Source organism: Sphingobium sp. AP49, from assembly GCF_000281715.2.
GTDB lineage: Bacteria > Pseudomonadota > Alphaproteobacteria > Sphingomonadales > Sphingomonadaceae > Sphingobium.
The window spans coordinates 1,979,907-2,005,173 of sequence record NZ_CP124576.1; the positions used below are offsets into that span (position 1 = coordinate 1,979,907).

The 25,267-nt window shown below is 61.5% G+C and carries 32 protein-coding genes and 1 tRNA gene; 16 read left to right on the forward strand and 17 right to left on the reverse strand.

Annotated elements, in window-relative coordinates:
• Both PMI04_RS09655 and PMI04_RS09660 read left to right on the forward strand, forming a co-directional pair.
• A complete protein-coding gene (locus PMI04_RS09655; RefSeq protein WP_007704778.1) occupies window positions 1-1,002 on the forward strand; it encodes an alginate lyase family protein in 1,002 nt (333 codons plus the stop codon).
• 19 nt (window positions 1,003-1,021) lie between these two features.
• Window positions 1,022-1,249, forward strand: coding sequence for a hypothetical protein (locus PMI04_RS09660; RefSeq protein ID WP_007704774.1), 228 nt, complete (start codon window positions 1,022-1,024; stop codon window positions 1,247-1,249).
• A 54-nt stretch (window positions 1,250-1,303) separates the two neighbouring features.
• Here PMI04_RS09660 and PMI04_RS09665 read toward each other — a convergent pair whose 3' ends face one another.
• Window positions 1,304-2,614, reverse strand: a complete 1,311-nt coding sequence (locus PMI04_RS09665; RefSeq protein ID WP_283184876.1) for a UDP-glucose/GDP-mannose dehydrogenase family protein — start codon at window positions 2,612-2,614, stop codon at window positions 1,304-1,306.
• Window positions 2,615-2,912: 298 nt separating this feature from the next.
• Between PMI04_RS09665 and PMI04_RS09670 the strand changes: the two genes are divergently transcribed.
• From PMI04_RS09670 to PMI04_RS09685, 4 genes are all read left to right on the forward strand, one after another.
• On the forward strand, window positions 2,913-4,220 hold the full coding sequence (locus PMI04_RS09670) for a glycosyltransferase family 2 protein (RefSeq protein ID WP_007708361.1): 1,308 nt from the start codon (window positions 2,913-2,915) through the stop codon (window positions 4,218-4,220).
• Window positions 4,221-4,240: 20 nt separating this feature from the next.
• On the forward strand, window positions 4,241-4,912 hold the full coding sequence (locus PMI04_RS09675; protein ID WP_007708363.1) for a hypothetical protein: 672 nt from the start codon (window positions 4,241-4,243) through the stop codon (window positions 4,910-4,912).
• Between the two features lie 68 nt (window positions 4,913-4,980).
• Window positions 4,981-5,535: a hypothetical protein gene (locus PMI04_RS09680; protein WP_157178101.1), complete on the forward strand. Its 555-nt coding sequence runs from the start codon at window positions 4,981-4,983 to the stop codon at window positions 5,533-5,535.
• Entirely contained in the window at window positions 5,536-6,546 is a 1,011-nt protein-coding gene (locus PMI04_RS09685; RefSeq protein WP_037486015.1) for a glycosyltransferase family 2 protein, read from the forward strand.
• Window positions 6,547-6,738: 192 nt separating this feature from the next.
• Here the strand turns inward: PMI04_RS09685 and PMI04_RS09690 are convergent, their stop codons facing one another.
• From PMI04_RS09690 to PMI04_RS09715, 6 genes are read right to left on the reverse strand one after another with little or no spacing between them, the layout of a single operon-like run.
• Entirely contained in the window at window positions 6,739-7,074 is a 336-nt protein-coding gene (locus tag PMI04_RS09690; protein ID WP_007708368.1) for a DUF6527 family protein, read from the reverse strand.
• Entirely contained in the window at window positions 7,074-7,757 is a 684-nt protein-coding gene (locus PMI04_RS09695) for a glycoside hydrolase family 19 protein (protein WP_007708369.1), read from the reverse strand. The genes PMI04_RS09690 and PMI04_RS09695 overlap by 1 nt, the downstream gene beginning before the upstream one ends.
• 24 nt (window positions 7,758-7,781) lie before the next feature.
• Window positions 7,782-8,171: a hypothetical protein gene (locus PMI04_RS09700; protein WP_238535898.1), complete on the reverse strand. Its 390-nt coding sequence runs from the start codon at window positions 8,169-8,171 to the stop codon at window positions 7,782-7,784.
• A gap of 2 nt (window positions 8,172-8,173) precedes the next feature.
• A complete protein-coding gene (locus tag PMI04_RS09705) occupies window positions 8,174-8,725 on the reverse strand; it encodes a hypothetical protein (protein ID WP_007708371.1) in 552 nt (183 codons plus the stop codon).
• Between the two features lie 29 nt (window positions 8,726-8,754).
• The gene (locus tag PMI04_RS09710) at window positions 8,755-11,346 is read right to left on the reverse strand and encodes a hypothetical protein (RefSeq protein WP_007708372.1); all 2,592 of its coding nucleotides are present in this window, start codon (window positions 11,344-11,346) and stop codon (window positions 8,755-8,757) included.
• A 13-nt stretch (window positions 11,347-11,359) separates the two neighbouring features.
• Entirely contained in the window at window positions 11,360-12,172 is an 813-nt protein-coding gene (locus PMI04_RS09715; RefSeq protein ID WP_007708373.1) for a hypothetical protein, read from the reverse strand.
• 140 nt (window positions 12,173-12,312) lie between these two features.
• Here PMI04_RS09715 and PMI04_RS09720 point away from each other — a divergent pair, with 140 nt between their 5' ends.
• The 7 genes from PMI04_RS09720 to PMI04_RS09750 are packed head-to-tail and all read left to right on the forward strand — an operon-like array spanning window position 12,313 to window position 15,889.
• Window positions 12,313-12,564, forward strand: a complete 252-nt coding sequence (locus tag PMI04_RS09720) for a hypothetical protein (protein ID WP_007708374.1) — start codon at window positions 12,313-12,315, stop codon at window positions 12,562-12,564.
• Window positions 12,561-12,830, forward strand: a complete 270-nt coding sequence (locus PMI04_RS09725) for a hypothetical protein (RefSeq protein WP_007708375.1) — start codon at window positions 12,561-12,563, stop codon at window positions 12,828-12,830. Before PMI04_RS09720 ends, PMI04_RS09725 begins: the two co-directional genes overlap by 4 nt.
• On the forward strand, window positions 12,830-13,060 hold the full coding sequence (locus PMI04_RS09730) for a hypothetical protein (RefSeq protein ID WP_007708376.1): 231 nt from the start codon (window positions 12,830-12,832) through the stop codon (window positions 13,058-13,060). The genes PMI04_RS09725 and PMI04_RS09730 overlap by 1 nt, the downstream gene beginning before the upstream one ends.
• Window positions 13,060-14,379 carry a hypothetical protein gene (locus PMI04_RS09735; RefSeq protein WP_007708377.1) on the forward strand — a complete coding sequence of 440 codons (1,320 nt, stop codon included), beginning with the start codon at window positions 13,060-13,062 and terminating at the stop codon, window positions 14,377-14,379. Before PMI04_RS09730 ends, PMI04_RS09735 begins: the two co-directional genes overlap by 1 nt.
• Window positions 14,376-14,960, forward strand: a complete 585-nt coding sequence (locus PMI04_RS09740; protein WP_007708378.1) for a hypothetical protein — start codon at window positions 14,376-14,378, stop codon at window positions 14,958-14,960. The genes PMI04_RS09735 and PMI04_RS09740 overlap by 4 nt, the downstream gene beginning before the upstream one ends.
• A complete protein-coding gene (locus tag PMI04_RS09745; RefSeq protein WP_157178102.1) occupies window positions 14,957-15,217 on the forward strand; it encodes a hypothetical protein in 261 nt (86 codons plus the stop codon). The genes PMI04_RS09740 and PMI04_RS09745 overlap by 4 nt, the downstream gene beginning before the upstream one ends.
• 54 nt (window positions 15,218-15,271) lie before the next feature.
• Window positions 15,272-15,889 (forward strand): DUF1643 domain-containing protein, encoded by a 618-nt coding sequence (locus PMI04_RS09750; protein ID WP_007708380.1) that lies wholly within the window; start codon window positions 15,272-15,274, stop codon window positions 15,887-15,889.
• Between the two features lie 68 nt (window positions 15,890-15,957).
• Here the strand turns inward: PMI04_RS09750 and PMI04_RS09755 are convergent.
• A tRNA-Lys gene (locus PMI04_RS09755) sits at window positions 15,958-16,033 on the reverse strand.
• 41 nt (window positions 16,034-16,074) lie between these two features.
• Window positions 16,075-16,584: a 2-amino-4-hydroxy-6-hydroxymethyldihydropteridine diphosphokinase gene (gene folK, locus PMI04_RS09760; protein ID WP_007708383.1), complete on the reverse strand. Its 510-nt coding sequence runs from the start codon at window positions 16,582-16,584 to the stop codon at window positions 16,075-16,077.
• A 23-nt stretch (window positions 16,585-16,607) separates the two neighbouring features.
• On the opposite strand from folK, the gene PMI04_RS09765 reads away from it, so the two are divergent.
• Complete coding sequence (locus PMI04_RS09765) at window positions 16,608-17,276, forward strand: uracil-DNA glycosylase (RefSeq protein ID WP_007708385.1); 669 nt, start codon at window positions 16,608-16,610, stop codon at window positions 17,274-17,276.
• Here PMI04_RS09765 and PMI04_RS09770 read toward each other — a convergent pair.
• The 4 genes from PMI04_RS09770 to PMI04_RS09785 all read right to left on the reverse strand — a co-directional run bounded on the left by PMI04_RS09770 (window position 17,273) and on the right by PMI04_RS09785 (window position 20,123).
• Complete coding sequence (locus tag PMI04_RS09770; RefSeq protein WP_007708387.1) at window positions 17,273-17,599, reverse strand: YnfA family protein; 327 nt, start codon at window positions 17,597-17,599, stop codon at window positions 17,273-17,275. The genes PMI04_RS09765 and PMI04_RS09770 overlap by 4 nt on opposite strands.
• 31 nt (window positions 17,600-17,630) lie before the next feature.
• The gene (aguB, locus tag PMI04_RS09775; protein ID WP_007708390.1) at window positions 17,631-18,479 is read right to left on the reverse strand and encodes an N-carbamoylputrescine amidase; all 849 of its coding nucleotides are present in this window, start codon (window positions 18,477-18,479) and stop codon (window positions 17,631-17,633) included.
• 58 nt (window positions 18,480-18,537) lie between these two features.
• Window positions 18,538-18,906, reverse strand: coding sequence for a DUF2501 domain-containing protein (locus tag PMI04_RS09780; RefSeq protein WP_007708392.1), 369 nt, complete (start codon window positions 18,904-18,906; stop codon window positions 18,538-18,540).
• A 212-nt stretch (window positions 18,907-19,118) separates the two neighbouring features.
• The gene (locus PMI04_RS09785) at window positions 19,119-20,123 is read right to left on the reverse strand and encodes an agmatine deiminase family protein (RefSeq protein ID WP_007708394.1); all 1,005 of its coding nucleotides are present in this window, start codon (window positions 20,121-20,123) and stop codon (window positions 19,119-19,121) included.
• Between the two features lie 101 nt (window positions 20,124-20,224).
• Between PMI04_RS09785 and PMI04_RS09790 the strand changes: the two genes are divergently transcribed.
• Entirely contained in the window at window positions 20,225-20,677 is a 453-nt protein-coding gene (locus PMI04_RS09790; RefSeq protein ID WP_007708396.1) for a DUF6265 family protein, read from the forward strand.
• Window positions 20,678-20,982: 305 nt separating this feature from the next.
• On the forward strand, window positions 20,983-21,558 hold the full coding sequence (locus PMI04_RS09795; RefSeq protein ID WP_157178103.1) for a hypothetical protein: 576 nt from the start codon (window positions 20,983-20,985) through the stop codon (window positions 21,556-21,558).
• A 33-nt stretch (window positions 21,559-21,591) separates the two neighbouring features.
• On the opposite strand, the gene PMI04_RS09800 is transcribed toward PMI04_RS09795, so the two are convergent.
• The 4 genes from PMI04_RS09800 to PMI04_RS09815 form a co-directional block, all read right to left on the reverse strand.
• A complete protein-coding gene (locus tag PMI04_RS09800) occupies window positions 21,592-21,972 on the reverse strand; it encodes a hypothetical protein (protein ID WP_007708411.1) in 381 nt (126 codons plus the stop codon).
• Window positions 21,973-22,032: 60 nt separating this feature from the next.
• Window positions 22,033-23,169 (reverse strand): glutathionylspermidine synthase family protein, encoded by a 1,137-nt coding sequence (locus PMI04_RS09805; RefSeq protein ID WP_007708414.1) that lies wholly within the window; start codon window positions 23,167-23,169, stop codon window positions 22,033-22,035.
• Window positions 23,169-23,510, reverse strand: a complete 342-nt coding sequence (locus PMI04_RS09810; protein ID WP_007708416.1) for a hypothetical protein — start codon at window positions 23,508-23,510, stop codon at window positions 23,169-23,171. Before PMI04_RS09810 ends, PMI04_RS09805 begins: the two co-directional genes overlap by 1 nt.
• Window positions 23,511-23,582: 72 nt before the next feature.
• A complete protein-coding gene (locus PMI04_RS09815) occupies window positions 23,583-25,256 on the reverse strand; it encodes a M28 family peptidase (protein ID WP_007708418.1) in 1,674 nt (557 codons plus the stop codon).
• Between the last annotated feature and the right edge of the window lie 11 nt (window positions 25,257-25,267).

A 25,267-nucleotide genomic window follows, 5' to 3' on the forward strand; every position in this document is an offset into this window, starting at 1 on the left:
ATGTCGGCTGGGTACAGGAAAATTCTCTTCGGCTCAGCTTGCCTGGCCTTGCTCCCCGCCACAGCAAAGGCGCAGAGCACATTTTCCTGCCCTACCTTGGGGCCGCCGGTGGTCGCGATCCAAGCCAACACTTACTATGATCAAGATGACGCGACGCGTTCAAAAATTGACGACGCGAAGTTCCAGGAGAACCAGAAACTGTCGCGGCCCGTGACTGGATTTCTTGATGCTATCGCGGACCTCTCTGACCAGTACGTCCTTCAAAAATCGCCACAGGTCAAAAAATGCGCCGACGGCTTGTTCTACAACTGGGCTAAGTCTGGAGCGCTGCTCGATGTGAAGATGGGCGCGCAACCGCGTTTTATTCAGGAATGGGCGGCATCCACGCTGGGCATTGCCCGGATGAAATTGGGGAAGCTGGAATCTCCGCAACAGGATGCGATTGTGCGCAAATGGCTGCGTGAGATCGCTGAGAGCGTCGATTCCTTCCAAAAGGGCGACGGCGGAGCCAAGCGAAACAATCATTATTACTGGGCCATGCTCGGCATAGGGGCTATCGGTTTGGCAGCTGACGACCCAGATCTGTGGGCGCGATCCCAGCGCATGTATCAGGTGGCGCTAAGGGATATTCAGGCTTCAGGAATGCTGCCAGCAGAACTCAGGCGAGGTAATCGAGCTGCATTGTACCACGCCTTCGCGGCCCAGCCCTTGGCGCTGCATGAGATAATGATTGAACATTGCGCTGCCTCCGGCGACACCGAAGATCCCCGCCTTGAAAAATTACTGACGGTTGTTCGCGGGGAAATCTCCGGAAAGCGCCAAGTGGATCAGATAACTGGCATCAAGCAAATCCATGTCGGGACGCAGCATTGGCTGAACCTGTGGGATGCAATTGAGCAAGGCAATCCTTCCAGCGCCGGCGAGATGAAATCGCGAAATTTGGCGGGGAGGATGGACACTTTGGCCTCGGTGATGGAAAACAGTTGCCGGCCGATCCGCTGACGCCCGATAAGGAAGTGGCATGATTTCTAAGTTGGAAGTGGACATTGCGATCGCGCGCGTCACGGCCACCGGGCAGACGCCAGTTCGCATCTACCTTAATTCGCACGACCTTCTTGCCGATTTCGACGAATATCCTTTCACTGGATATTCTGGCATTCCGGTCACGTTTGCCGACTTGGGTATGCCGTCTCGTGTGGTGGGGCACCAAGGCTACAGCTGGAAAATTTCGCGTGTCACACACGATTGATCGAGTTGCGCTCTCGAGTGCTGCCCATACGAGACGGCTGCCGGATTTCGAAAATTAGGACTTTCCGCCGACGCGGGTGACGGTGAAGCCGGCGGCTTCCGCCTCGGCGACCGGATAGATGTTGCGCAGGTCGACCAGCACGGGGGCCGTCATTGACCCGGCCAGGCGCTTGAGATCGAGCGCGCGGAAGGCGTCCCATTCGGTCACGAGTACCAGCGCGTCGGCGCCGGCTGCCGCCTCATAGGCGGAACCGGTCATGGTCACGCCCGGCATCATCGGTGCGGCGACTTCCATGCCCTCAGGGTCGTAGGCGACGACCTTGGCTCCGGCATCCTCCAGCGCCTGGACGATCGCCAGGCTGGGCGCGTCGCGCATGTCGTCGGTATTGGGCTTGAAGGTGACGCCCAGCAGCGCGACCGTCTTGCCGCGCGCCTCGCCGCCCAGTGCCTTGACGATCTTGCGCCCCATGGCCCGCTTGCGCAGATCATTGACCTGCACGACCGTCTCGACGATGCGGATCGGGGCATCATAATCCTGGCCGGTCTTGACCAGCGCCAGCGTATCCTTGGGGAAGCAGGACCCGCCATAGCCCGGGCCGGCATGCAGGAACTTGGCGCCGATGCGCTTGTCGAGGCCGATGCCGCGCGACACGTCCTGCACCTCGGCGCCGACCGCCTCGCACAGGTCCGCCATCTCGTTGATGAAGGTGATCTTGGTCGCCAGGAAGGCGTTGGCGGCATATTTGATCAACTCGGCGGTGCGTCGGCCGGTGAACATCAACGGTGCCTGGTTGAGGTTGAGCGGGCGGTAGACCTGGCTCATCACCGCGATCGCGCGGTCATCGCCGGTGGTGCCGACGACGACGCGGTCGGGCCGCTTGAAATCGCCGATCGCCGCGCCCTCGCGCAGGAATTCCGGGTTGGACACGACCTGGATGTCGAGGTCGGGGCGCAGCTCGCGCGCGATCCGCTCGACCTCGTCGCCGGTACCGACGGGGACGGTCGACTTGGTGACGATGACAGCCGGGCCGTCGAGCGCCTCGACGATTTCCTTGGCGGCGGCATAGACATAGGACAGATCCGCATGGCCGTCGCCACGGCGAGAGGGGGTGCCAACGGCAATGAAGATGGCGTCGGCACCCTTGGCCCCTGCGGGCAGATCCGTGGTGAAGGTCAGGCGGCCGGCGGCGGCATTGGTGCCGACCAGTTGGTCGAGACCGGGCTCGTAGATCGGCATGGTGCCGGCCTCGATCGCGGCGATCTTGCCCGCATCCTTGTCGACGCACACGACGTCATGGCCGAAATCGGCGAAGCAGGCGCCAGAGACCAGGCCGACATAACCAGTTCCAATCATCGTTATGCGCATAGAACCTCTTTCCGAAATATTCCCGAAACATTGCAAGCTTTAGAAACAACAGGCCATTTTGTACGAATCGTCAGAATGCTGATTACGCGGGATTTGTGCGTTTGCGAAGAAAATCGCAGTCCCGATCATTAATTGGTGGCCACCTATGCCGAAGGTCGTATCAAGATGGAGCGAATCAAGAGATGCAGATTATTGATGCAGTTTCGCTGTTGCGATAGCTAGACGATGAATCGGCCGTTAGGCATTGCAATTTTGATGCTGTCGGAGCGAGATAGCGGTAGAGTGCGAAGGGGCGAAGATGTCTAAGGTTTCCGTCATTGTAACGACCTATAATGTCGCCCCCTACATCGAAAAATGCCTGCGATCGATCCTTGAGCAATCATACAAGAATATCGAGATCATTTTTGTCGATGATGCTTCGACCGATGAGACGCTGGCGGTTGCCGAAGGTGTCCTAAAGGAGTTTCCGGACCACCAGATCATAGCCCTCCCCAGCAACACGCCTGGCGGGGTCGGTATTCCCGCGAACATCGGCCTAATGGCGTGCACAGGCGAATACATAGCTTTCGCGGACGGTGATGACTGGTACCACCCTACCATGATCGCTGATTTGGTCGAAGTTGCGGCCCGGGATGGCTCCGAAACCGTAATGGCCAACTATCTCAATTATGATGAAAGCTCACGTAAAGAAGTTAAGCCCGCCGACGCCGCGCGATGGGATTTGCTTTCTCAGCAGTTCAAGCATGGCGAAGATGTTGATGTAATTAAGCGACACATTCTCAAATTCACACCCGTGCCATGGCGCAAGCTATACCGACACGACTTCTTGCTTAAGCACGATCTGAAATTTCCTGAGGGTGATTTCTTTTTTGAAGACAATCCTCTTCACTGGTTTGCGACCATCAAGGCAAGCAAACTCTCGATCCTCAATTCGGTTATCTGCCACCATCGGGTCAATCGGCCTGGTCAGACGATGCGCTCCAGCGGGAAAGAGCTTCTTTATTTTTACCGCCATTATGAATTGATTCGCTCCTGGCTGATCGAAAACGATATTCATGACGAATATGAGATAGAGCTGATTTGCTGGATCGTTTCCCAGATCGAATGGACTTCGCAGAAAATCGACCGGAGCTGCTGGTACGATCTGTTTGGTGAAGTCGCGGCAGTGATGTCTAACCATTTACCTGCCAGGATATGTGAAGCTCTTGCGCGCAACAACGTCGGCAACCGTGGATGGAGCCTGGTCTTTGCAGCGCAACGCAACGACGTTGGCGCATTCATCGAGACGCTGTTGTTCGGCCCCAAAAATTACAATGGGCTGCACAGCGCCAACGATCGGACAAAGAAGCAGTTTGAGGAAATCGCGGGCCGCGCCGTGCGGGCACAAGAAGCTCACAGCCAATTGCTCGATGTGATCAATGCACTGTCGGCCAAAGTCGAGAAACTGCAATCCAAAATGACGTCGTTGGAACTGCTAACCAAAGGAGGGATCCTGTTCAGCGGTGAGGACCACCTTGAGGATGACCCAATAGCAAAATTGCCGGCCAAACAGTCCAGCAGCCATCAGGGCGATAGCATTTTTCGCAAATTCGGCTTCGGTCGCTAACAAAAGAGAAAGGTTGGGTCATGGTGACCAGGAGGAATCCGCGCGCCGCTGGCGGCACCCGCAAGGCAAAGGCGCCTGCAAGCGAGGCGCCTTTTGCTGGAGTTATTACGGTTCCACCCGAAGTATCCGAGGCGCCAAAATCATCATCCGATGTACCGCCGCCATCTTCGTGGCCCAGTGTCGCCGGTCATTTCGATCTGGCGCACGCGCTAACCTATGTCGACGGTGATGCGCCGATCAGGTTCGATGAATTCGATATTCCATACCTTCGGTTCTCGACTAGGCCGGAAAAGCATTCGGAGGCCTCGCTTCGGATCGATCGCGACCACCAAGGAAACGGATCCGTTCAATTCGGGGCCATTGGCAACGAGATGGGTTGGGCAACTTTGAACATTTCGCTCGACAAGGACCTCCTCCTGTCGAGGAAATTCTTTTCCTATATGCTCGAAATGCATGCCGAAAAGCGCATGGTAATCACAGCGGTTCTCCGGGTGCATCCGGAGAAGGGTGGCTGGATTGATACGAAGCTTCGTTCGCAAATTATCGGCCCCGAATATCCGAGGATCGCCGATGTCCTGATAATGGACCTGGACAAGTTTGATCTCCAAGAGGAATTTCGTGATCCGGTCTTGATTTTCTATTTCCCACTGACTCCGTTTTCGGTCGAAATCCGAAAAATTCTCGTTCAATAGGTCTAAGATCGGTTTTCCCCATGTCTCCGCACGCCCCCTATCCAGAAAGTCTCACGCTGGCGCCGCGCATGGAACCGGCCGAGGCCGCCCTCTTATGGGAGTGCCTTGGGCGGGCTTCGAACTACTTGGAATTCGGGTGCGGCGGCAGCACTTTGCTGGCGGCCATGTGCCCGGGAATCAAAAGTATCTCGACTGTTGAAACGGATGGTGCCTGGCTTGAAAAGGTTGCTGGAGCGCAGGAGCTGATCGGTGCCCCGGCCACCAAATTTCACGTGGATATTGGGGAAACGGGGGAATGGGGTTTCCCGGTATCGGACGCTGACGCGATTAAGTGGCCAAACTATCATGTGCATATTTGGGATAGGATCCAGATCCGGCCCGACATGATATTTATCGATGGACGATTCAGGGTTGCCACCCTTCTGGCCGCGTTGATGCACTGTCCCGAAGCGTCAGTTTTAGTCATCCACGATTTTTGGCCGAGGGAGCATTATCATGCTGTCCTGCCCTTTGTCGATGAAGTCAGGTCTGCCGAGACACTCGCGGTGTTTCGTCCGGCGCATGGACTGGACTGGAAAGCGCTGTGCTCGGTGTATGCAAAGCATTTTCTGGATGCGCGGTAAATGAGCGCTCCATTAAGGATCGAGGGTGTTATGCCAAAAGTAAGCGTTATTGTTCCTTCATATAACGTCGAGGATTATATAGGCGCGACTATCCAGTCGGTGCTGAAAAATTCCATCGATGTAGAAATTATCGTGGTCGATGATTTTTCGACAGACGGCACATTCGATATCGCGTGCTCCTACGCGAAGCAGTATCCTGGGATCACCGTAGTAAAGAACCATGGCAATTTGGGTGCTGGCGTTGCGCGAAATGTCGGCATGAAGATAGCTACCGGGGAATATCTGTATTTCCTGGATGCTGATGATATCCTTGTTGATAATGCTCTCGACGATATCGTTAAAATTATCGACAAGACCAGTGCTGATCTTATTTGTTTCAAATATAATTATATGACATCTGAAACAGGGTCATATAAAGGCATGCTCAAGGGCGACATCGAAATATGGGATGGGATTATCAAATCCGCGGAACATATGGATGTGACGGTAGCAAAGCATAGCAACCTTCTTCTGACGGTTAACTATCCTTGGAATAAGCTTGTCAGATCAAGTTTTGCTCGGGATACTGGATTGTATTTTTCGTCAACAAAAGTAAACAATGATATTTATGCCCATTGGCATCTATATATGATGTCATCGAAGGTCACCCTCTACAATAAAACGCTTATATCTCATCGCGTATTTGAGGGGCGGCAGCAGATCACCAATATTTTTGATGAGCGGCGATTTGATGCTTTTCGCGCGCTGGCCGACGTTGAGGATTTGCTCCGGTCAAATCCGGATCTTTCCGGCAAGTATTTCCATCAATTCTGCCGCTTCAAGCTCGATTTGCTGAAATGGATCAACGCGCGCCTCGGATCCCCGCTCCGCAGTGAATTTCTATCGAGAGTGCGGCGCTCCTATGGAAACTTCACACCAGCCGCATTCATTGGCTGCTTCGATCATTATCCGAAGATCGCGACGGATTCAGCGTATCTGCGATACGTGCCTGAGAAGGTGCTGAAAGGGTAAGATCGCGGCAGCTGTGGTTATCCCGGGCGCTATCTGCGTCCGGGGACTGGTGGAAATCACCGCTATCGCCGCTTGAGTTCGAGCGCCGCCATACTGTCGTCCTGAGGCCCTTCGATGCCGTGACGACATACCCTAGCGCCTCGAATGCCAGCCCGACTTTCCCCAGCCCGCGCGCGATCTTGCCCAGTCCCATCAATCATCTCCCCATTTGAACGCCGGCAAGTCGACGGTCTGCCCGGCAAGCCCGTGCGTGCTGTCGGTCAGGAACTGGATTTTCCCGGCCGTCACGAATGAATGGCAGACCTCCGGCGGATCGCCAGGCTCAGGCTTGAAATTTGGGTCGACGGCGCGGCCGGTCGTAACCAGCACCGATGGGGTGAACGTCGGCGCGTCGGGATTCCCATTGTAACCCCATCGCAATCCCGGTCCGTCGCCCACTTTCACGCCGTGGACCGCGCGACAGCCAGGACAGAAGAACAGCAGGCCTCCATCCTCGGCGCCGCGCAGGATCGGAGATAGGGCACCCATCAGATCAGCACCTTCTTAAGCTTGGCGAGATAGGCCTTCTGTTCGGCCAGCGCCCCGGTGCCGCCCTGGACCAGCCGACACACCGCCACGACGTCATCGCGATCGGCGACGGCATTGATCTTCCGAGCGCCCCAGTAGGCGCAGGCGACCAGGAGCCCGGTGTGAGGCTCGGACACCAGATCCGGCTTCGTGACGACATCGATGCCGGTCAGCGCTTTGGCTTCACGGTAATTGTCTTCGAAGGTCAGCTGGGTCGGACCACGCCCACGATGGAGCCAGCCGTCATTGACGTTGTCATTGCCATATCGGCCGCCATAGACCTTGTTGGCCAGAGCCTGCGGCTTGCCGGCATAGGGCTGCGCCGCCGCGATCGTCGGGAACCTGCTGGTCCAGACCTGGACAATGCGCTTTGCCGAATAGTTCAGATCCTCTTCCATGACACGAAACCCGCGCGTCTCGACCGCCCATCGGGCCAGCGCGTGTGCCAGGCGCAGCGGGGTGACGATGGCATAGCGCGGGAATATTTCGGCGGCGACCTTGCCCAGATCGCGGGTAAGAACGCTGGCCGCGCCGCCGGTGTAGGAGAAAAGGCCGCCATAGCTCAGCGGCCCGAAGTCGCCGTCGATCTTGCCGGAATAATGGCCAGCCGCCTGCAGCCGGTTTTGCACCGGTTTCGTGTCCATAGATGCTCCTGTTGGATTGACCGCTTAGCGCGGCGTTGTCGGTCCGCTGAAGGCGTCCCAAAATGCGCTGATGCCAGCGCGAACCTTTGCGCCAGCAACACTCTTCGCGAGGCCGATAATGCCCGCCCCCAGGCTGCCCACGCCTATGCCGGTAATCCCGGCGGCCAGCAGTTCCAACTCCTGCGCCTGCACCCATAGGGTGGCGACGAGCAGGCAGAGTGCGGTGATCGCGATATCCAGCGCCCACTGCGCCTTGCCCTTAGCCTGGAGGCCGATAATCACGCGGGTGATGATGACGGCACAGATGCAGACGACGGTGGGGCCGGCATGAAAAGGCTCGCCGAAAATCCACCAGACGACTGGTTCACGCGAAACTATCGAGGTCATTGCGGCGGCCCCCAGCGCCGCACCCAATCTCACCGCAGACATACGGCGGCCAGGGCGGCCACAAAGCTCAAAATGATGACGGCGAGGGCGCGGACCAGAACAGGCCAGCGGGACCACATGTCGACGGGGAGGGGAGCCTTTCTCAACTGGTGCTCGATCCCCGGCTCCCCAAGGACCACGATCGCCATCCACATCAAGCCGCACCCCACCGCGATCGGGTCTATCCACCGCTTGGCCATGCTGACCCGGGCGGATGTCACGACATCGGCCGGATTCCAGCCCCATAGGAACATCGCCTCCGCGCCGCATCGCAGGGTGATGCCGACGCCGGCAAGCAGGGTGATAGCTCGGTAGAGCGTAACCGGATCAAGCGGATGATCCCAGTAGCGCTGGCCCCAGATCCGGCTGGCCTGCTTGCCTACCATCATCGTGCCAAGAAAGGTCGTGGCCGTCATGACGAACAGGTTGAAGAGGTAGAGCGAAGCGCCATTGTCGAAGCTGGGTGGGACGGCCGTGACCGGCCCATCGGCAATCGCTTTGGCGACGACGCTACCCGCCGCGTCGATCACATGGCTCAGCATATCGCTGCTCCCTGTTGTGTGTGCATGGCTCAATATTTGACCATCATTTGGCCGGTCGACGTCCGATACAAGCCATTGGTCGGATGCGCTGCTGCTGCCGTGTTGTCCGCAAAAACAGGCAGGTCGTAGAGGCGAATAATACCTGTGGTTCGCGCGATTCTGATCGGGGTTCCAGCCAAGGCTCCGCTGACATAGCGCCGAAGCTCCAGATCATCGGTAGTGGTGAAGACAAGCTCCCAAACGGTCACATCATCAGTTTGGATGCTCAAGCTACGTGCAGTTCCGGCGGCTGCATTGAGGCGCACCATGTCCTGCGCGTAAAGTCGCCCCCACGGGCGCGCTGGGCCGCCGAGGCGCTCGCCTTTTACCGTCGGCAGGAAGTCGCCGCCATATCCGCGGCCCACAAGTGCCCACTTGCCGTCCTGAAAACGCACCTCGATCAGACGGCCGACGCTCTCGCTTCCGATCGTCACATCAGCAGGCCACGCTGCGTGCGCGCCTGCCTTAAGCGTTATTTTCCCGCGCGGGTCGCTGGTGGCGAGGCACTGGAAAAAGAAGCTCTTGCCAGGGGGGTAGTCTGTCGGAAGCGAATTGATCACGATCGGCGCATCATAGGCCGATGATTCCCGCGTCACATAGACGGCATTGGAGATCGGCCAGAACCTCAGTCGCTCGGTATCGGGATCGACTGCTGCGTTGATATTAGGCGCATCCGTGATTGAACCTAGATCAAGACGGACTCCCGAACGACCGTTGCCAACATCAGCGCCGCCGACGCTCTCAACCTTCCATGACCCGTTATATTTGACGAACTTGATCAGCGCGCTGCCGGTCCCGACATGCTGCCCGAACCAAGTCGTCTGCGCATTGTCATAGAGGTTCGTGCAGCCGGCCGGGAATTTGATCCGAACCGGCTCGCCGTTCGCATAATAGTTGCTGTAGTTAACTTGAAGCCACCAGCATGCCCCTTCGGGGATATCAGCGTCACCATCAATGCCGCTGATCACGATCTCCTTTGCAACACTACCGCCGCCCAAAATGGTCGTGTTGCTGGCAAAATATAGCGTACCGTTTTGGACTTTTAGCTTAGGAATGTTCGGATAGCCGGGATGGTCGACCAGATCATATTGCGCCGTGATGCCGGCGATCTGGCGCACCGCAGCGAACGCGTTCAGCCTAGCCACTTTGCCGGCGGCTGCGAGATATTCGGCTTCCGGTAGCAGGCCCAGATTGATTACCGTGCCATGCCGTGTGAAGCTGTCCGCCTCGATCGAAACCGGATCGGTATAGAACAGGAAGTCGGTCGTCTCGTTGCGATATGTGTTGTCGGTCTGATTGCGATCGCCCAGGATGAACCACAACAAGTCACCATCCCGGTAGAAGGGAACGATGCATGGCGCTTCGGTATGGTCGAGGCGGCCGGGATAGTGCGCGATCGGCATAATGTTGGACGCGATCAGCGAGAAGTTGCCGGTCAGGCTCGTCGCCGAATATGTGTTCAACGTCATGTCGTAATCGTGCTTGATCACCATGATGTAGCGACCATCGGGATGGCGGATGACGGATGCGTCGATCATGCCTTCGGTGTTCAGCACTTCCGACACACCTTTGCGCCCATTCATCCGCAGCTCGACCGGAGCTGTGAAGGTCATATCCTCCAGCGAGGTGCATTCCGAGACGAAGGTGCGGAACAGTTCGGGATTGGCGCCGGTCAGGCTCTCACCCGTCATCGCGCAACTGATCGATGTGAAGAGGTAAAGCTTCCCGTCTGTGTCCTCAAACCACTCGGGCGCCCAGATGCGCGGCCCATCCGCGAACGAATAGGTCCAGCCAGGCGCGGCGGCGCCACTCGTCTTTACCAGGGTCGAGCCGAGCTTGCACTTCACCATCTCCCAATCGTTGGGGAGAAGGGTGCGCGATCGGCCAACGAGAGTGTCCCATTCGTTCACCTTCGAATTGGTGAAGGCGCAATAGAACCAGCCGTCCTTATAGTAGAGCGAAGGGTCGCCCAGCTTGTATACGGTGCCGTCTACGTCGAAATTGAATTCGGTCAGGATGCGCCAGGTCTTGCCATCATCCGACGACACGTAGATGCCGGCCGGGCGCGATCCGTTGAAGTTCAGATCATCGCCGAACGCTGCGACATAGAGATTCCCGTTTACGCTCAGAGTGAGGTCGGGCACCGGCTCGATGACGACAGAACCGGTCTGATCGTTGACCGACGTGACCGCCTGGACATTCGGCACGCGCGACCAGCTATTGGTGACCGATGAAAACCGCACCTGATCGCCCACAGCGAACGCAATTGGGCTGCCGGTGATGCTCTGAGTGCCTGCAACCGATACGGTATAGGTGTCCCCGCCATTACCAACGCCGACCGTGATCGCCGGGCTGTTCGTGCTGGCGTTCCAGTTGCCCAGATAGCGCCCCGAAGCACCCGCAACCGCATCATCGACATAATCTTTGTCGGCCAGATTGCCGCCCTGGATGCGGTCACCGTCCGACCACAACAGCACCTTGCCGTTGGCCGTCAAGAGAGGAGTGATGCCAGGCGACCCGAGCGGCGGCATCGTGAATGATGCCGTCAGGGAGCCGATATTGTGAGGGTTGATCGTTACCATCTTGCCCCTCCGTTCAGCTATTCAGCGACGTGCGATAGGCCCCGAACTCTGCGTTGATGTCCGCGAGCAGGGAGGCGTTCGCCGGATCGACCAGATATTTCGGGAAGATCGCCAGCCCCGCGAGACGGCCCTTGAGCGGGAACACGCCCGGCTGCGAGCAATCCCCGATCAGGATCTTCCGCACGTTCGCCACATCGGCGAAGTCGAGCGTGTTGCTCGCCACGATCTGGCCGGTGCCGTCCTGGATGACGCGAGCGCCGGGGCCGGAGCCGAGCCAGGTCATGATGACGAGGTGGAAGGTGGTATCGACCGCCGAGGCGGTAGAGAAGAGATCCTTGTTCGGCGTTGAATATTGCGAGAAGAAGCTGGGTGTGCCACCCGTGCCATCGGTGTAGAGGATCGAGGTCGGCCCCACGGCCAGCCCTGCAGCAGCCCGGTTCCCGAGGACCGCACCGCCGAAATTGCCCGCGCCGTTCGCATGGCGGATCAGGTAGACGATCGCACCCGGCGTCCCGCTGAGCGGCAGGCGGTCGATATTGGCGAGGTCGATCAGCGCCTGGCCCGCAACACCGGTGAACTCGATCGAGGACAGACCGGCGCCTTCGTCAATGACGTTGGGCTGCACGCTGTCGGGGTCGAAGCGGCCCTGTCCGCAGAAGTCATTCCAACCCCGCAGCTTACCCCCATAACTGTCGATGAAAGATGTTTCCGGTGTCAGGTAAAGAGAGGGCGCAGCGTTGAAAATGCGGCGTTGGCGCTGGGTGCATATGTCGACAAGATTTGTCTGAACCCCCGGCTCACCGGTGATCGAAATGGCGAAGCTCATCTGTGGCGCTCCTTATGGCCGGGGGAGGCGCAGCACGAAGCCAAGCGCCCAGTTATATTGGTTGGAATTGTCGGAGAGGCGGACATGGGCGCGATCAGCGCCATCTGCGCGGTCCACAATGAGATGATCGGGAGGCCGGATTGACTTGGCCCAGCCTTACCCCGCGCCAGCGCGCCATGCTCATCGAGAGCGAGCCTGACGATCTGACCGGCCGCGCGGGCGTCGGCATCGAGCTGCGTACCGGCGCAGATTATGCCGTCGCCAAGGCGCTGGAGCGCCGCAAGCTGGGCCATCGCGAAGGACCGGGCGGGTTTCTGCCAGGCATGTATTGGAACAATACGATGGGGCTGGCTGTGCGCGCCGCCCTCGTCACCGATGAGGATGCACGATGATCATCCCTCGCCTCACGCCACCACAGAAGCGCCTGTTGCGCGCTCTGGAATTGCCGCTTGCCGACGGATGGGCGCGCTACATCCCGCGCCAGCATATCCGCGGCGACGGGCTGGTGTCGGCCTGGGCGCTCTGGCGTCGCGGATATGTCGCGACCAACCCCGACACGAATGGGCCGTCCGCCTTCGCGCGCCGACGCGACGGCTGGGTGCAACTCACGCCGCTCGGCATCGAACTGCGCGCGGCCATGCAGAAGGAGGCGAACTGATGGGCCTGGCGCTTGAAAAGCTGCCCGACTGGCCAGCCGGCATGAACCGGGCGCTGGCGCTCGCCTATACCGGCGTCAGCGAGCAGCAGATGCGTGATTGGGAGAAGGAGGGGCGCGTGCGCTTCCGGCCGCGCGGGCCGCGCGGGCAGATGATTGCGCTCCAGAGCGACCTGGACGCCGCGCTCAATGAACTGTTCGGCGACACCGTCGGCGGGGGCATCGTATTCTGATGGCAAAGACGATCGTCAAGCTGCCCTCTTATACTCGCCGCGTCGCGGTGAAGGGCGGCCATGCCTATTATTGGGAACTGCCCGCCTGGGCCCGGCCGACGAAGGATCCTCGTACCGGCCGATCGGTGCCGGCCGTGCGGCATGAGAAGCCGTGCCCGGTCGTGTCGACCGCGCTGGGCACCGATCATAATCTGGCGGTGGAAAAGGCGGAGGCGTTGAACGAGGCGCTGGCCCAGTGGCGCAAGGGCGCCGTGGGCAAGGAACTGAAGCCCGGCACCATCGCATGGCTGTTCCAGTGGTACCGTGGACAGGAGCGCTACACCCGCAACAAGCCCAAGACGCAGAAGGATTATCGCCGGCTGATGGACATGCTGTGCGAGTTCCCGAGCAAGTTCGGGCCGCTCGGCGGGCGCCTGGCCGCCGCGATGGACGGGGAATCCGCCGACGCGCTCTACAAGAAGCTGCGCGAGACAAAGGGCGAGCGCGAGGCATCCTATGCGATGCAGGTGTCGCGCCTGGTCTGGCGCTGGGCGGCGCGGCACAAGCGCACCACGGGCGTGAAGGACAACCCCTTCGCGGGCATGGGCATAAAGAGTATCGCCGCCGGCGAGACGCGGGAGACGACGCGCGCCGAGTATGACCTTTACCGCCAGACCGCGCGGGAGATGGGCTGGCAGAGCATGGCCACGGCCGCGGCGATCTGTTTCGAGGGGTGCCAGCGCGTCAGCCAGGTGTTCGGTTTCTGGGGCGAAGATGAGAAGGACCAGAAGGGCAAGGTCAAGCCGGCCGGACTGCAATGGTCGATCTACAAGCCGGCTGTCGCGATCGCGCTGACGCAGCGGAAGACCGGCAACCCGGTGTGGCTGGAACTGACCGACGACATCGATGGCGAGACGGTGCAGCTATATCCCGAGCTGGAGCGCGAACTGCAGCTGTCGATGAAGGTGGCGGAGCGCGACCGCTTCGGGCGCCCGGTAGGGCAGATCATCTTGATGGAGACGACGGGCCAGCCGTATGAGCCGGGCTGGATGGCCAAGGTCCATCGCAAGATCTGCGACAAGGCGGGCCTGCCTAGGGAGATGACCTTCACCGGCTTCAGGCACGGCGGCATCACCGAGATCGGCGACAGCGGCGAGGCGGATGTGCGGCCGATCTCCGGCCACAAGACGCTCGCGCAGACGCGCACCTACAACAAGGCGACCGCCGAGAAGGGGCGCCGGATCGCGCTCAAGCGGCGCGAGCATATCGACCAACTGGGCGAGCGGGAGGGTGGCAAAGCCAGCCGGCCGGGCTCGCGGGATAAGGAGGATGATCGGTGACGGAGATGACGTTATGCCAGCGAGTGGAAATTGCGATCCGCCAAGCTGCGACTGATACCGATAAAGCATGGGCGGCTATATCGGTCATGCAGTCTCACCGAGAGACAGTCTCATTCCAGCAGCGTGTGCATCCTTGGATGCTTGAATGTTTTGACGCAGCGATCGCAGCTGACATGCTGGAGCGCGCCGACCGGTTTGTCGAGGAGGCATTGGAGCTCGCGCAGACCATGCCGGAATTCTCCGCCGATCGCGCCCACGCGCTGGTCGATTATGTGTTTGCTCGCCCGGTTGGCGAGCGCCGACAGGAAGTTGGCGGCGTGATGGTGACGTTGGCAGCCCTGTGTCTGGCAGCGGGCGAGGACATGCATGACGCTGGCGAAACCGAACTGGCGCGGATCAACCTGCCGCACATTGTGGAGAAGATCAGGGCAAAGCAGGCAGCCAAGCCAACCGGATCTGCGCTACCGATTGCAGAATGCCCATCATCGCCGGACGGCCGGCATCAGGTGGATACCAGCATGGAGAGCGGGCCAAATAATTGCTTCCACTGCGAAGCCTCTATGCCGCGGAGGGCGAGGTGATGGTCGGGCAATCATGCGCGTCATGCCGGTTCATCGGCAATGAAAGCGCCAGGAAGCGCGGTATTTTCGCTTGCCACCGCTATCCGCCGACCGTGGCCGTAGTCGTCGAGAGCCGGACTTTCCGGAAGGACCATTACCAAGGGATCGCCACATGGAGCGAAGAAACTGGTGATGTATCGCTGTGGCCGATGACCGCGAAGGGCGAATGGTGCGGTGAATATCAGGCCGCCGATCTCTCCGAAGCGCGGGAGGCATAGGCATGCCTCGCGACCTATTCGGCCAGCCGATCGCGCCGCGCGTCCGACATCCGCATGGAGGTCGAATTCGGATTGGTCGGCCGGGCTCGGCTGTGGCTGCGCTATGTCTGGGATGAGGATATGCCGGCCGCCGCATTCCTGATGAACAACCCTTCGATCGCGGGTGGCGATGGCAGCCCGTTCGATCCGACGGCCAAGCGGACTATCCACTTCGCCCACACGCACGGCTGCGGATCTGTCTGGCTGGTCAACTGGTGCCCGCTGATCGCGACCGATCCGGCCGACCTGTGGAAGATGCTGGCGGGCGGTGGGGAAGAGTGGTGGCAGAAGCGTGAGCACTGGCAGCGCGTGAATGGCCTGGCGGTGGAGCGGGCCGGCCGGGCAGCATCGATCCGCGTGGTTGCATGCGGACCCGATGGCTTTCGCCGCCATCCTGATCTGGTGCGGCGGGCGCTACAAGCGTTCCTCTGGCACTATCCACCGATCCAGCAGGAACATGAGGCGATGTGCCTTGGCGTGACGCCGGAAGGCGCTCCGCTCCACCCTTTGGCGCGCGGGAAATTCGCGATCACCAACGCCACACGACTCACGAAATGGGTGCCGAACTGGGGCGACGGCCGGCCGTTTGGGACGCAAGAACAGGCCGTGAACATCCCGATTTTGTCGGAATGACGGTCGGAAAACCTGTCGGAATGATTCGCGGAGCGCGCCAGAAAACCCAAGTAAAACAAGGGTTCGAATGGTGAGTCCAGCTGGGTTCGAACCAGCGACCTACTGATTAAAAGTCAGTTGCTCTACCGACTGAGCTATGGACCCCCTGTCGAGACCGCCCCCACTAGTGACGGGCGGGCGGCGGGTCAACCTCTTGCGGTACGATGATGCGCCGCTTTTCGCAAAAGCGCGTGCAGGTGGCGGATGCTATGCCCCGAACGCGGGCATTTCCAGTCGCCCGCGATGGCGAGCAACGGGCGCAGGACGAAGTCGCGCTGGGCGAAGGCGGGATGGGGGATGGAGAGGTCGCGGCTGCGCCAGCGGCCGCCCGACCAGAGGATGATGTCGATGTCGAGCCGGCGCGCGCCCCAGCGCTGGAAGCGGCGGCGGCCGAGGCCGGTCTCGATTCCCTGCAGTGCGGCCAGCATCGCCGGCGGGGGCAGGGCGCTGTCGACCAGCAGCGCGGCATTGGCGAAGCGCCGGCGCGAGGGGCCGATCGGCGGCGTCTCGATCGTCGGGGACAGCGCGCGCACCGTGCCCAGCGCACCGATCTGGCGCACCGCCTCGGCCAGCAGGCGCGGCGGCGTCAGCCGGGCCGAGAGCGGCCGGTTCGATCCGATCGAGAGTGCATAGAGGTGGCGGCTTGTGTCCGGCATGGTGCAGCGCCTATCTGAGCGCCATGATCCTGCAAAGCCCCCTCGCGTCTAGCGAACCGCCCCGCGACTGTCCGCTCTGCCCGCGCCTGGTCGCGCTGCGCGCGGAATGCCGGACGGAACATCCCGACTGGTGGAACGCGCCGGTGCCCGCCTTTGGCGATCCGATGGCGCGGATCGGCATCATCGGCCTGGCGCCGGGCAAGCAGGGCGCGAACCGCACCGGGCGGCCCTTCACCGGCGATGTCGCGGGCGACCTGTTCTTCGCGACGCTCAAGAAATTCGGCCTGGCTGAAGGCACCTATGAGGCGCGGGTCGATGACGGGCTGGAACTGCGCGACGCGATCATCATCAATTCGGTCCGCTGCCTGCCGCCGCAGAACAAACCGGTGCCGGCCGAGGTGCATGCGTGCCGGCCTTTCCTGGCTGATGGCGTGGCGCAACTGCCGCGCGCGCGGACCTTCGTGGCGCTGGGCGAGATCGCCCATCAGTCGGCGGTGAAGGTGCTTGGCGGCAAGCTGCCCAAGGCGCGCTTCGCCCATGGCGCGGAGCATCGCATGCCCGACGGGCGGATGCTGATCGATAGCTATCATTGTTCGCGCTACAACCAGAATACCAACCGGCTGACGGCGGAGATGTTCGAGGCGGTGTTTGCGCGGGCGGTGGAACTGGCCGGGCTGACGCTGCCGAACTAGGCCCGGTGCGGGCCGAACAGGATGACGCCGGCGCCGACCAGGCTGAGCGCCACGCCGGCCAGGTCCCAGCGGTCCGGCCGCACGCCCTCCACCAGCCAGAGCCAGAGCAGGGCCGAACTGATATAGACGCCGCCATAGGCTGCATAGGCGCGGCCGGCGGCGGCTGCGTCGACCAGGGTCAGCAGCCAGGCGAAGAGCAGCAGCGAAGCCGTGCCCGGGATCAGCCACAGCATCGACTTGTCCATGCGCAGCCACGCCCAGAAGGCGAAGCAGCCGGCGATCTCGGTCAGGGCGGCGGCGATATAGACCAGGATCGACGGCATCAGCCGATCCGGGTCCGGGCGGCGGGCGCCATCAGATATCCTGCGCGATGCGGCCGTAAAGCTCGGGGCGACGATCGCGGAAGAAGCCCATGCCGGCGCGGTGGATCTTTGCCTTGGCAAGGTCCAGCGTGGCGACCAGCGCGCCGCTGTCGCGGGCATCGGCCTCGGCCAGATAATCGCCCCATTCGTCGCTGATGAAGCTGTGGCCGTAGAATGTCTGGCCCTCTTCCTCGCCGATGCGGTTGGCGGCGATCACCGGCATGCAGTTGCTGACCGCATGGCCGATCATCGCGCGGCGCCACATGCGGCTGGTATCCAGCTCCGCATCATAGGGTTCGGAGCCGATCGCGGTGGGGTAGAACAGCATGTCCGCGCCCATCAGCGCCATGCAGCGGGCGGTTTCGGGATACCATTGATCCCAGCAGATGCCGACCCCCACCGTGCCATATTTGGTCGGCCACACCTTGAAGCCGCTATTGCCGGGGCGGAAATAATATTTTTCCTCATAGCCCGGCCCATCGGGGATGTGGCTCTTGCGATAGACGCCCATGATCTCGCCCTGATCGTCGATCATGGCCAGCGAATTGTAATAATGATGGCCGTCGCGCTCGAAATAGCTGGTCGGGATATAGACGCCCAGATCCTTGGCCAGCTTGCGCATTTCCTGCACGGCCGGATGGCTGTCGGTCGGCAGGGCACGGTCGAACAGCGCCTCATCTTCGTTCCGGCAGAAATAATAGCCCTCGAACAGCTCGGGCGGCAGGATGATCTTCGCGCCGCGCACCGCCGCCTTGGTCACATGATCGGCGACCAGGGCGATATTGTCGGCCATGTCGTCCGAAAAGGCGAGTTGCAGCGCGGCGACGGTCACGCGGGTCATTCATCACTCCATGATGGGTTCGCCGCGCGATATAGGCACTATGTGACCGTCGCGCTACCTATAGCAGCGACTTGGACTGTTTGAGCACCGCGTCGCACATCTTGGTTTTGGCCTGGCCGGTCAGATTGTCGAGCGACAGGCTGTTCTTGTCGGTCTTGATCGTCCCACCCTGGCCGACCTTGAAGCCGTCCGAGTCCTTGACGCCGGGCTTCTTGGTCAACTGGCCCAGCACGGCCTCGCCGCTGGTCGCGTTGACCAGCTTGTTCTTGACGCAATAGCTCAGCACGCCTGCGGCATTGCCCGCCCCCATGCCGCCCAGGCTGGGCAGGCCGGGCACGGATGAGCCGAGGCCTGGCAATTGTGCGACGGCGGCCGCGCTGCCAAGCGCCAGGCCGATCGCGACGAGATAAAGGGGCGTGCGGGTCATGAGCATCCTCCTGCCATCCGGGCGACTCCCGCCCGGCAGGCCCGCACCCTGCGCCCGTCCGCCCGGCGGCACAAACCGGGGAAACCCTTAGAGCCTGTTTGGAAATGCGCCTATGGCGCATCCGCACCGGCCTTCAAACGAGTCACGTGCCTCGTTTGAAGGCCGGTGCCGCATCGAAAATGCGATCTTCCGCGCATTTTCCAAACAGACTCTTAGACCAGCGAGGGCATTTGCTGGCTGCAGCAATGGAAGCTGCCGCCGCCCGACAGGATCGCATCGCTGCGTAGGCCGATGATCTGACGCCCCAGGAAGAAGGGGGCAAAGGCGTCGAGCGCCGCCTGGTCATTGGGCTGGCCATAGATGGGCACGATCACGGCGGCATTACCGACATAGAAATTCATGTAGCTGGCCGGGATCGCTTCGCCATCCACCAGCACCAGGCCGGGCGAGGGGATGTCGACCACCTCCACGCCATGCGCCTTGGCGCGGGCTCGGGCGTCGGCATAGATGGCGCTATTGGGATCATCCGGGGTCGTCGCGATCGGCAGCGCCAGCTTGCCCGGCGCGACGAAGCGGGCGAGATTGTCGACATGGCCGTCCGTATGGTCGTTGAGCAGGCCATCGCCCAGCCACAGCATGTCGGACAGGCCGAGCGCGCCGGCCAGCAGCGTCTCGATCTTGCCGCGATCGAGGTCCGGGTTGCGATTGGGGTTGAGCAGGCACTGTTCGGTCGTCACGAACAGGCCGGTGCCGTCGGTGTCGATCGCGCCGCCCTCGAACACCCAATTCTGGGTGGAGGTCGCCATGCCGGTGGTCGCGGCCAGACGCGCGCCGATATCCTCGTCACCGGGCATCTGATATTTGCCGCCCCAGCCGTTGAAACCGAAATCGACCAATGCGCGCCCATGTTCCCCGGCACCGGTCACGCCGTTCAGCACGGCGATCGGCGCGGTGTCGCGCAGCCATACGTCGCCCAGCCTGTGGACGGCGATGGTGACGCCCGGCGCGACCAGCGCACGCGCAGCGTCGGCATCCGCCTCATTGGCGACGACCAGACGCACATCTTCGCCCTTGCCATCGGCATGGAGCGCGCTCGCGAAATCGGTGATCTGGCGGCGGGCGCCGTCAAAGGCGCCGGGCCATTCGTCCGGGTTGGTCGGGAAGCCGATCCAGGTCCAGTCGTGCGGCGCCCATTCGGCAGGCATGCGAAAAGTCATAGATTTGTCCTTGCCCGGCGCGCTGGCCGGTCCGAGATAGCGGGAGAGATGTTGCGCGCTCCATAGCGCAGGGTCGCGGGTCTGGACAGAGGGTGTAGCGGGTGAAGAAGAGCGTATCGATCATGCTGGCGGCGCTGTTGCTGGGCGGGGCTCCGCTGGCGCAGGCGGCCGACCTGCCCGAATGGCTGACCGGCGAATGGCAGCAGGAACGGGGCGATCGCTGGACCGAGGAACTCTGGTCGCTGCCGCGCGGCGGGGTGATGATCGGCATGGGGCGCAGCGGGCGGGGCGAAAGCCTGCAAAGCTGGGAGGTGATGCGGATCGTGCGCGCGGCGGACGGAACGCTGACGCTGCATGCGGCGCCGGAGGGCGGCAAGGAAACGGTCTTCCCCGTGCTGGAACAGGGCGTGCGCGACATCAGCTTCGCCAATCCCGACCATGATTATCCCCAGCGCATCCGTTACTGGCGCGAAGGCCGGCTGCTGATGGCCGAAACAGCGATGATGGACGGCAGCAACGCCCAGAACTGGACCTATGCCCCGGCGGGGCAGTGAGGGGGCAGGTTGCGACCAGAAATTGCCTTATAAGCACGCTCCGCTCTACCCTGTTTGCTGCCATTCAAAATGGCTGTAGCGTAAGACGATGTGGAAACGCGTTCTGCCCATTGCCTTGGCTTTAATCGTTGGCTTCGCGGCTGGTTGGTTCCTCAAAGGAGAGATTGCCATAGACACTTGTCTGGACATGGGTGGGAAATGGTGGGAACCCGGCCTTTGTCGGGACGCCACGAAGTTTCTCCTCAATTAGAGACGACCGTCTTCGACCATTTGCAGACCTTAGACGGAGTTTCTATCGTCCCCCAATGCAGACCATCGGCTCTTACTCCCTCTTCGCTATGTCTTTGGCATCAGCGCTGTTGGTGTCTTGTTCTGGTCCGGTCACAAGGAAGGTGGAAGGGCATACCTTTAAGGTGCCCGACGCCAACAATGTGAAAGACAGTGATAGACCATTCTTTCTACCGTCTCCGAGCGGGAGTGATGGATTTTCTTTCACGTTAAATCCGCAGGCTGCGCTTCCGGATCGCATATTGATACATGTGGCCAGCAAAAAGGAAGTGTGCCGCAGAGCGGAGGGCACTCAGGCCGATGTTAATTCAGGGCTTTGCTCATCAAAACCGTTTCTTTGGCGTGATGCACGCTTCGCCAAAACAGGCGACGCTGTATTCTGGCAATATCGCCTATCAGGCGGAGAGATTTCAGGCGCAACTGTCGTGGTTCGATGCACTCAATCCTCCAGTGCGGTCAGGAAGGGTTTGTGTGCGTCAGTTCTGCCATATCATGATCTGGCCCTCACAGTGCATATGACGGACAACAGGGTAGAGCATCTGGCTGCTCTTTATGATGAAGCAGTAACACATTTAAGAACTTGGGAACGCTGAAATCCGACTGTCCGCTCCCCACCCATCCAAGCCCTACGGCCGTTTTCCGCCCGGATGGCTGCGCTGGGCTTCGGTCAGGCTCTGGAGGGCGCGGCCTTGCATGTCGATTTCGCGCTGCTCTGAATAGCTGAGGCCATCGCGGGCGCTGCGATCGGCCTGGGCGTCGGCGCGGTCGGCCTCGCGGCGGAGCGCGCGCGCCTGTTTCTTGCTGAGTGCGCCGCTCTTGCGCCCGTCGCGTATGTCTTCGCGCGCCCGGTCCAGTTCATAGTCGCCGGACGGTCGAGGCTCAACCCGGACATTGACCGGGCCGGGCGTGGCGGTCGGCTTCTCCTTGGGCGCGATTTGCGCGGGGAGCGTGGCCGGCAGGGCGAGGGCGATCAGAAACAGGCTGGGCAGGGCAAGGGGGATGCGCATGGCGTTGCTCCTACGGGACGGGGCAAGGTCAGCCCCAAGCGCTGAACCCGCGCTGAACCTTCAGCCGATGATGTGCGGCACGAAGCGCGCGGCATTGCCGGTGATCGGGCCATCCTCGCGAATGCCCATGCCGGCCGGGTCGCCATCCACCACCCAGCTGCCCAGCACCGGCCGCCGGTCGCCTGCGCCGGGCAGGGTATAGAGCCGCTGGTAGATGAAGCCCTCCTCGCCATAGTCGCCGCCGCTCTGGGCAACCGTTTCGCCATCGCGGACGATGCGGATATTGGCGCCCTCGCGCGACAGCAGCGGCTTTACCACATGGTCTGCGATCATCTGCGTGCGGCTGGCCTCCAGCAAATTGGGGTGGCCGGGGAACAGATCCCACAGGATCGGCAATATCGCCTTGTTGCTCCAGATCATCTTCCAGATCGGCTCGATCCACAGGGTGGAGGACAGGCTTTCCACCACTTCCCGGCCAAAGGGTTCGTGGATGATCCATTCCCAGGGATAGAGGTGGAAGAGGGCGTCGATCGGCCGATTGTCGAGATCGACGAAGCGGCGGCGCTGATGGTCCCAGCCCAGTTGCTGGGTCTGGATCAACTGGGTGTCGATCCCCGCTTCGCGCGCCGTGTCGGCCATATAGGCGACGGTCACCGCATCCTCGCCCATATTGCCGTCGACATAGGTGAGGTGCAGCATCGACGTGCCCCGCGGTGGCGCGATGGCGCGCCAGCGGTCGACCAGCCGTTCGTGCAGGCTGTTAAACTGGTCGGCGGCGGGAAAGACGGCCTCCTTCCAGTCCCACTGGATCACCGATGCTTCCAGCAGGCTGGTTGGCGTGTCGCAGTTGAATTCGAACAATTTGGGCGGACCGGCGCCGTCATAGCCGAGGTCGAACCGGCCATAGTTGAGCGCGGCCGGCTCTCCGTCCCATGCCTCGCGGATCGCCCGGTGACAGAAATCGGGAATGCCGAAGCTGCCGAGCAGATCCTGGTCCAGCACATGCTGGCCAGCGGCGAGGAACAGGCGATAGAGTTCGGTGCTCGCCTGCTCGATTTCCGCGATCTCGTCCGGGCTGAAGCGATAACAGGCGCTTTCGTCCCAATAGGGCTGGGCATCGGCGCCATGCCAAACCAGGCCCAGATGCTCGACCCGGGCCTGCCAGTGCGGACGCGGCGTACAGGCGATCCGTTCCATCAGCTGTGGCCGCTGCGCCCCGACAGGCCAAGCCCGCCGCGTGTTACATTGGCGGAGGAAGCAGGGCTGTAGCTATGGCCATAGGATGGCGCAATCGATCCGCCGCTCACCCGTTCACCCACGCGCGCGACCGCGCTGCCTCGGCCGAGATAATACCAGCCATGCGCGCCGCTGCCGCCTGAGCGGCAATTATGATCCTCGACCCGGCGCCCCTGCGTGTCGCGGCAGACGCGTACGTCGCTGTCGGCGGTGTCGGGACTGCGCGAGCAGCCGGTGGCGAGCAGGGCCGCGGCCACGGCCGATGTGATCGGCAACATGCGCCGGTCGAATTTCTGGGTCATGATCCCCCTTATAGCCCCGAAGATGAAAGGCCGGCGACGGCATCCCCACGCCGCCGCCAGCCTTGACGATGCTTATTTGCCCGCACGGTCCTTGTCGCGGATGGCGCGGAATTCGTCGCCATCGACCCAGTTGGGCCAGTCGGTCGTGTTGGCGAGCGCCCGGCCGACATCATAATAGAGCTTTAGGTCGGCAGCGATGCCGGTCCAGTCCCAGTTGGGATCATATTCGTCCTTGGGGCCGTGATAGCGATGCTCGGTATAATCCTCGGCCGCGGCCATGCCGGCGGCGGTGCCGCCCTTCACCAGATCCTCGCCGCCCTCGAAATAGAGCATCGGCAGGCCGTGCTTGGCGAAGCTGAAATGGTCGGAGCGGTAATAATAGCCCTTTTCCGGGGTCGGTTCGAGCGTCGCGACGCGGCTTTGCGCACCCAGTGCGCGGTCGAGATAGGCGTCGAGCTGCGACTTGCCCTTGCCGATGACGACGACATTCTTGGCGAGGCCCGCGACGCTCAGCGCGTCCATGTTGACGCCGCCGACGGTCTTGCTGAACGGGAAGACCGGGTTGTTGCCATAATAGGCCGAACCCAGCAGGCCGGATTCCTCGCCGGTGACGGCCAGGAACACCTGGCTGCGGTCGGACGGGCCGGCCTTCACATTGGCCTGGGCCAGGGCGACCAGCGCGGCGGTGCCGGTGGCATTGTCGACCGCGCCGTTGCAGATATCATCGCCGTCGGGCGCCGCCTGGCAATGGCCCAGATGGTCCCAATGGGCGCTGTAGAGCACATATTCATCGGGTCGGGCCTTGCCCGGCAGCAGGGCGACGACATTTTTCGACGCATGCTTGCGCAGGTCATTGTCGAACGAGACATTGGCCTTGATCGCGCCCAGCGGCACGGCCTTGAAGCCCTTCTGCTTGGCGGCGGCCATCTGCTGGTCGAGGTTGAGGCCGGCGTCGGCGAACAGGGCTGCCGCCTTGTCCTTCTGGATCCAGCCGATCGCCGCCGACTGGTCGGCATTGCCGCCCGGATTGTCGGCGACATGCTGCGACCCGGTCCAGCTCGACTGGACGACGTTCCAGCCATAGGCGGCCGGTTCGGTGTCGTGGATGATGATCGCGGCGGCGGCGCCCTGGCGCGCGGCTTCCTCGAACTTGTAGGTCCAGCGGCCATAATAGGTCATGGCGCGGCCGTTGAATGGACCGGTGAGGCCCGGCGTCTGATAATCCGGGTCATTGACCAGGATCAGCACCGTCTTGCCCTTCACATCCAGGCCGGCATAGTCGTTCCAGCCCTTTTCCGGGGCATTGATGCCATAGCCCACGAACACGACCGGGCTGTCCTTGACCTCGATCCTGGGCTGGGTGGTGCGATAGGTGCCGATCACCATTTCCGGGCCATAGGCGGCGGTGACAGGGGCCTTGCCGCCGGTGAAGTTCAGCGGTGAGACATTCTTGGCGGTGATCTCGACCAGCGGCACGTCCTGGAACCAGCTGCCCTTGTTGCCGGGCTTGAGGCCCAGCTTCTCGAACTCGGCGGTCAGCAGCGCCAGCGTCTTTTCCTCGCCCACGGTGCCGGGCGCGCGCCCTTCATAGGCGTCGGACGACAGCTCCTTCACCAGCCGCTTCATCGTGTCGATCGAGGGGGCGGTATCCGCCTTGGCGGCAGGTGAGGCCAGCGCGACGACGGGCGTCAGGGCAGGGGCGGAAAGGGCGAGGACGGCGGCGATCGCCGCGACGGAGCTACGCATGGAAGTTACCC

Excerpts from the sequence above, each read along its gene's own strand:
- PMI04_RS09655 (WP_007704778.1), top strand. The coding sequence starts at position 1 with ATGTCGGCTGGGTACAGGAAAATTCTCTTCGGCTCAGCTTGCCTGGCC.
- PMI04_RS09660 (WP_007704774.1), top strand. The coding sequence starts at position 1,022 with ATGATTTCTAAGTTGGAAGTGGACATTGCGATCGCGCGCGTCACGGCC.
- PMI04_RS09665 (WP_283184876.1), bottom strand. The coding sequence starts at position 2,614 with ATGCGCATAACGATGATTGGAACTGGTTATGTCGGCCTGGTCTCTGGC.
- PMI04_RS09670 (WP_007708361.1), top strand. The coding sequence starts at position 2,913 with ATGTCTAAGGTTTCCGTCATTGTAACGACCTATAATGTCGCCCCCTAC.
- PMI04_RS09675 (WP_007708363.1), top strand. The coding sequence starts at position 4,241 with ATGGTGACCAGGAGGAATCCGCGCGCCGCTGGCGGCACCCGCAAGGCA.
- PMI04_RS09680 (WP_157178101.1), top strand. The coding sequence starts at position 4,981 with ATGGAACCGGCCGAGGCCGCCCTCTTATGGGAGTGCCTTGGGCGGGCT.
- PMI04_RS09685 (WP_037486015.1), top strand. The coding sequence starts at position 5,536 with ATGAGCGCTCCATTAAGGATCGAGGGTGTTATGCCAAAAGTAAGCGTT.
- PMI04_RS09690 (WP_007708368.1), bottom strand. The coding sequence starts at position 7,074 with ATGGGTGCCCTATCTCCGATCCTGCGCGGCGCCGAGGATGGAGGCCTG.
- PMI04_RS09695 (WP_007708369.1), bottom strand. The coding sequence starts at position 7,757 with ATGGACACGAAACCGGTGCAAAACCGGCTGCAGGCGGCTGGCCATTAT.
- PMI04_RS09705 (WP_007708371.1), bottom strand. The coding sequence starts at position 8,725 with ATGCTGAGCCATGTGATCGACGCGGCGGGTAGCGTCGTCGCCAAAGCG.
- PMI04_RS09710 (WP_007708372.1), bottom strand. The coding sequence starts at position 11,346 with ATGGTAACGATCAACCCTCACAATATCGGCTCCCTGACGGCATCATTC.
- PMI04_RS09715 (WP_007708373.1), bottom strand. The coding sequence starts at position 12,172 with ATGAGCTTCGCCATTTCGATCACCGGTGAGCCGGGGGTTCAGACAAAT.
- PMI04_RS09725 (WP_007708375.1), top strand. The coding sequence starts at position 12,561 with ATGATCATCCCTCGCCTCACGCCACCACAGAAGCGCCTGTTGCGCGCT.
- PMI04_RS09730 (WP_007708376.1), top strand. The coding sequence starts at position 12,830 with ATGGGCCTGGCGCTTGAAAAGCTGCCCGACTGGCCAGCCGGCATGAAC.
- PMI04_RS09735 (WP_007708377.1), top strand. The coding sequence starts at position 13,060 with ATGGCAAAGACGATCGTCAAGCTGCCCTCTTATACTCGCCGCGTCGCG.
- PMI04_RS09750 (WP_007708380.1), top strand. The coding sequence starts at position 15,272 with ATGGAGGTCGAATTCGGATTGGTCGGCCGGGCTCGGCTGTGGCTGCGC.
- folK (WP_007708383.1), bottom strand. The coding sequence starts at position 16,584 with ATGCCGGACACAAGCCGCCACCTCTATGCACTCTCGATCGGATCGAAC.
- PMI04_RS09765 (WP_007708385.1), top strand. The coding sequence starts at position 16,608 with ATGATCCTGCAAAGCCCCCTCGCGTCTAGCGAACCGCCCCGCGACTGT.
- PMI04_RS09770 (WP_007708387.1), bottom strand. The coding sequence starts at position 17,599 with ATGCCGTCGATCCTGGTCTATATCGCCGCCGCCCTGACCGAGATCGCC.
- aguB (WP_007708390.1), bottom strand. The coding sequence starts at position 18,479 with ATGACCCGCGTGACCGTCGCCGCGCTGCAACTCGCCTTTTCGGACGAC.
- PMI04_RS09780 (WP_007708392.1), bottom strand. The coding sequence starts at position 18,906 with ATGACCCGCACGCCCCTTTATCTCGTCGCGATCGGCCTGGCGCTTGGC.
- PMI04_RS09785 (WP_007708394.1), bottom strand. The coding sequence starts at position 20,123 with ATGACTTTTCGCATGCCTGCCGAATGGGCGCCGCACGACTGGACCTGG.
- PMI04_RS09795 (WP_157178103.1), top strand. The coding sequence starts at position 20,983 with ATGCAGACCATCGGCTCTTACTCCCTCTTCGCTATGTCTTTGGCATCA.
- PMI04_RS09800 (WP_007708411.1), bottom strand. The coding sequence starts at position 21,972 with ATGCGCATCCCCCTTGCCCTGCCCAGCCTGTTTCTGATCGCCCTCGCC.
- PMI04_RS09805 (WP_007708414.1), bottom strand. The coding sequence starts at position 23,169 with ATGGAACGGATCGCCTGTACGCCGCGTCCGCACTGGCAGGCCCGGGTC.
- PMI04_RS09810 (WP_007708416.1), bottom strand. The coding sequence starts at position 23,510 with ATGACCCAGAAATTCGACCGGCGCATGTTGCCGATCACATCGGCCGTG.
- PMI04_RS09815 (WP_007708418.1), bottom strand. The coding sequence starts at position 25,256 with ATGCGTAGCTCCGTCGCGGCGATCGCCGCCGTCCTCGCCCTTTCCGCC.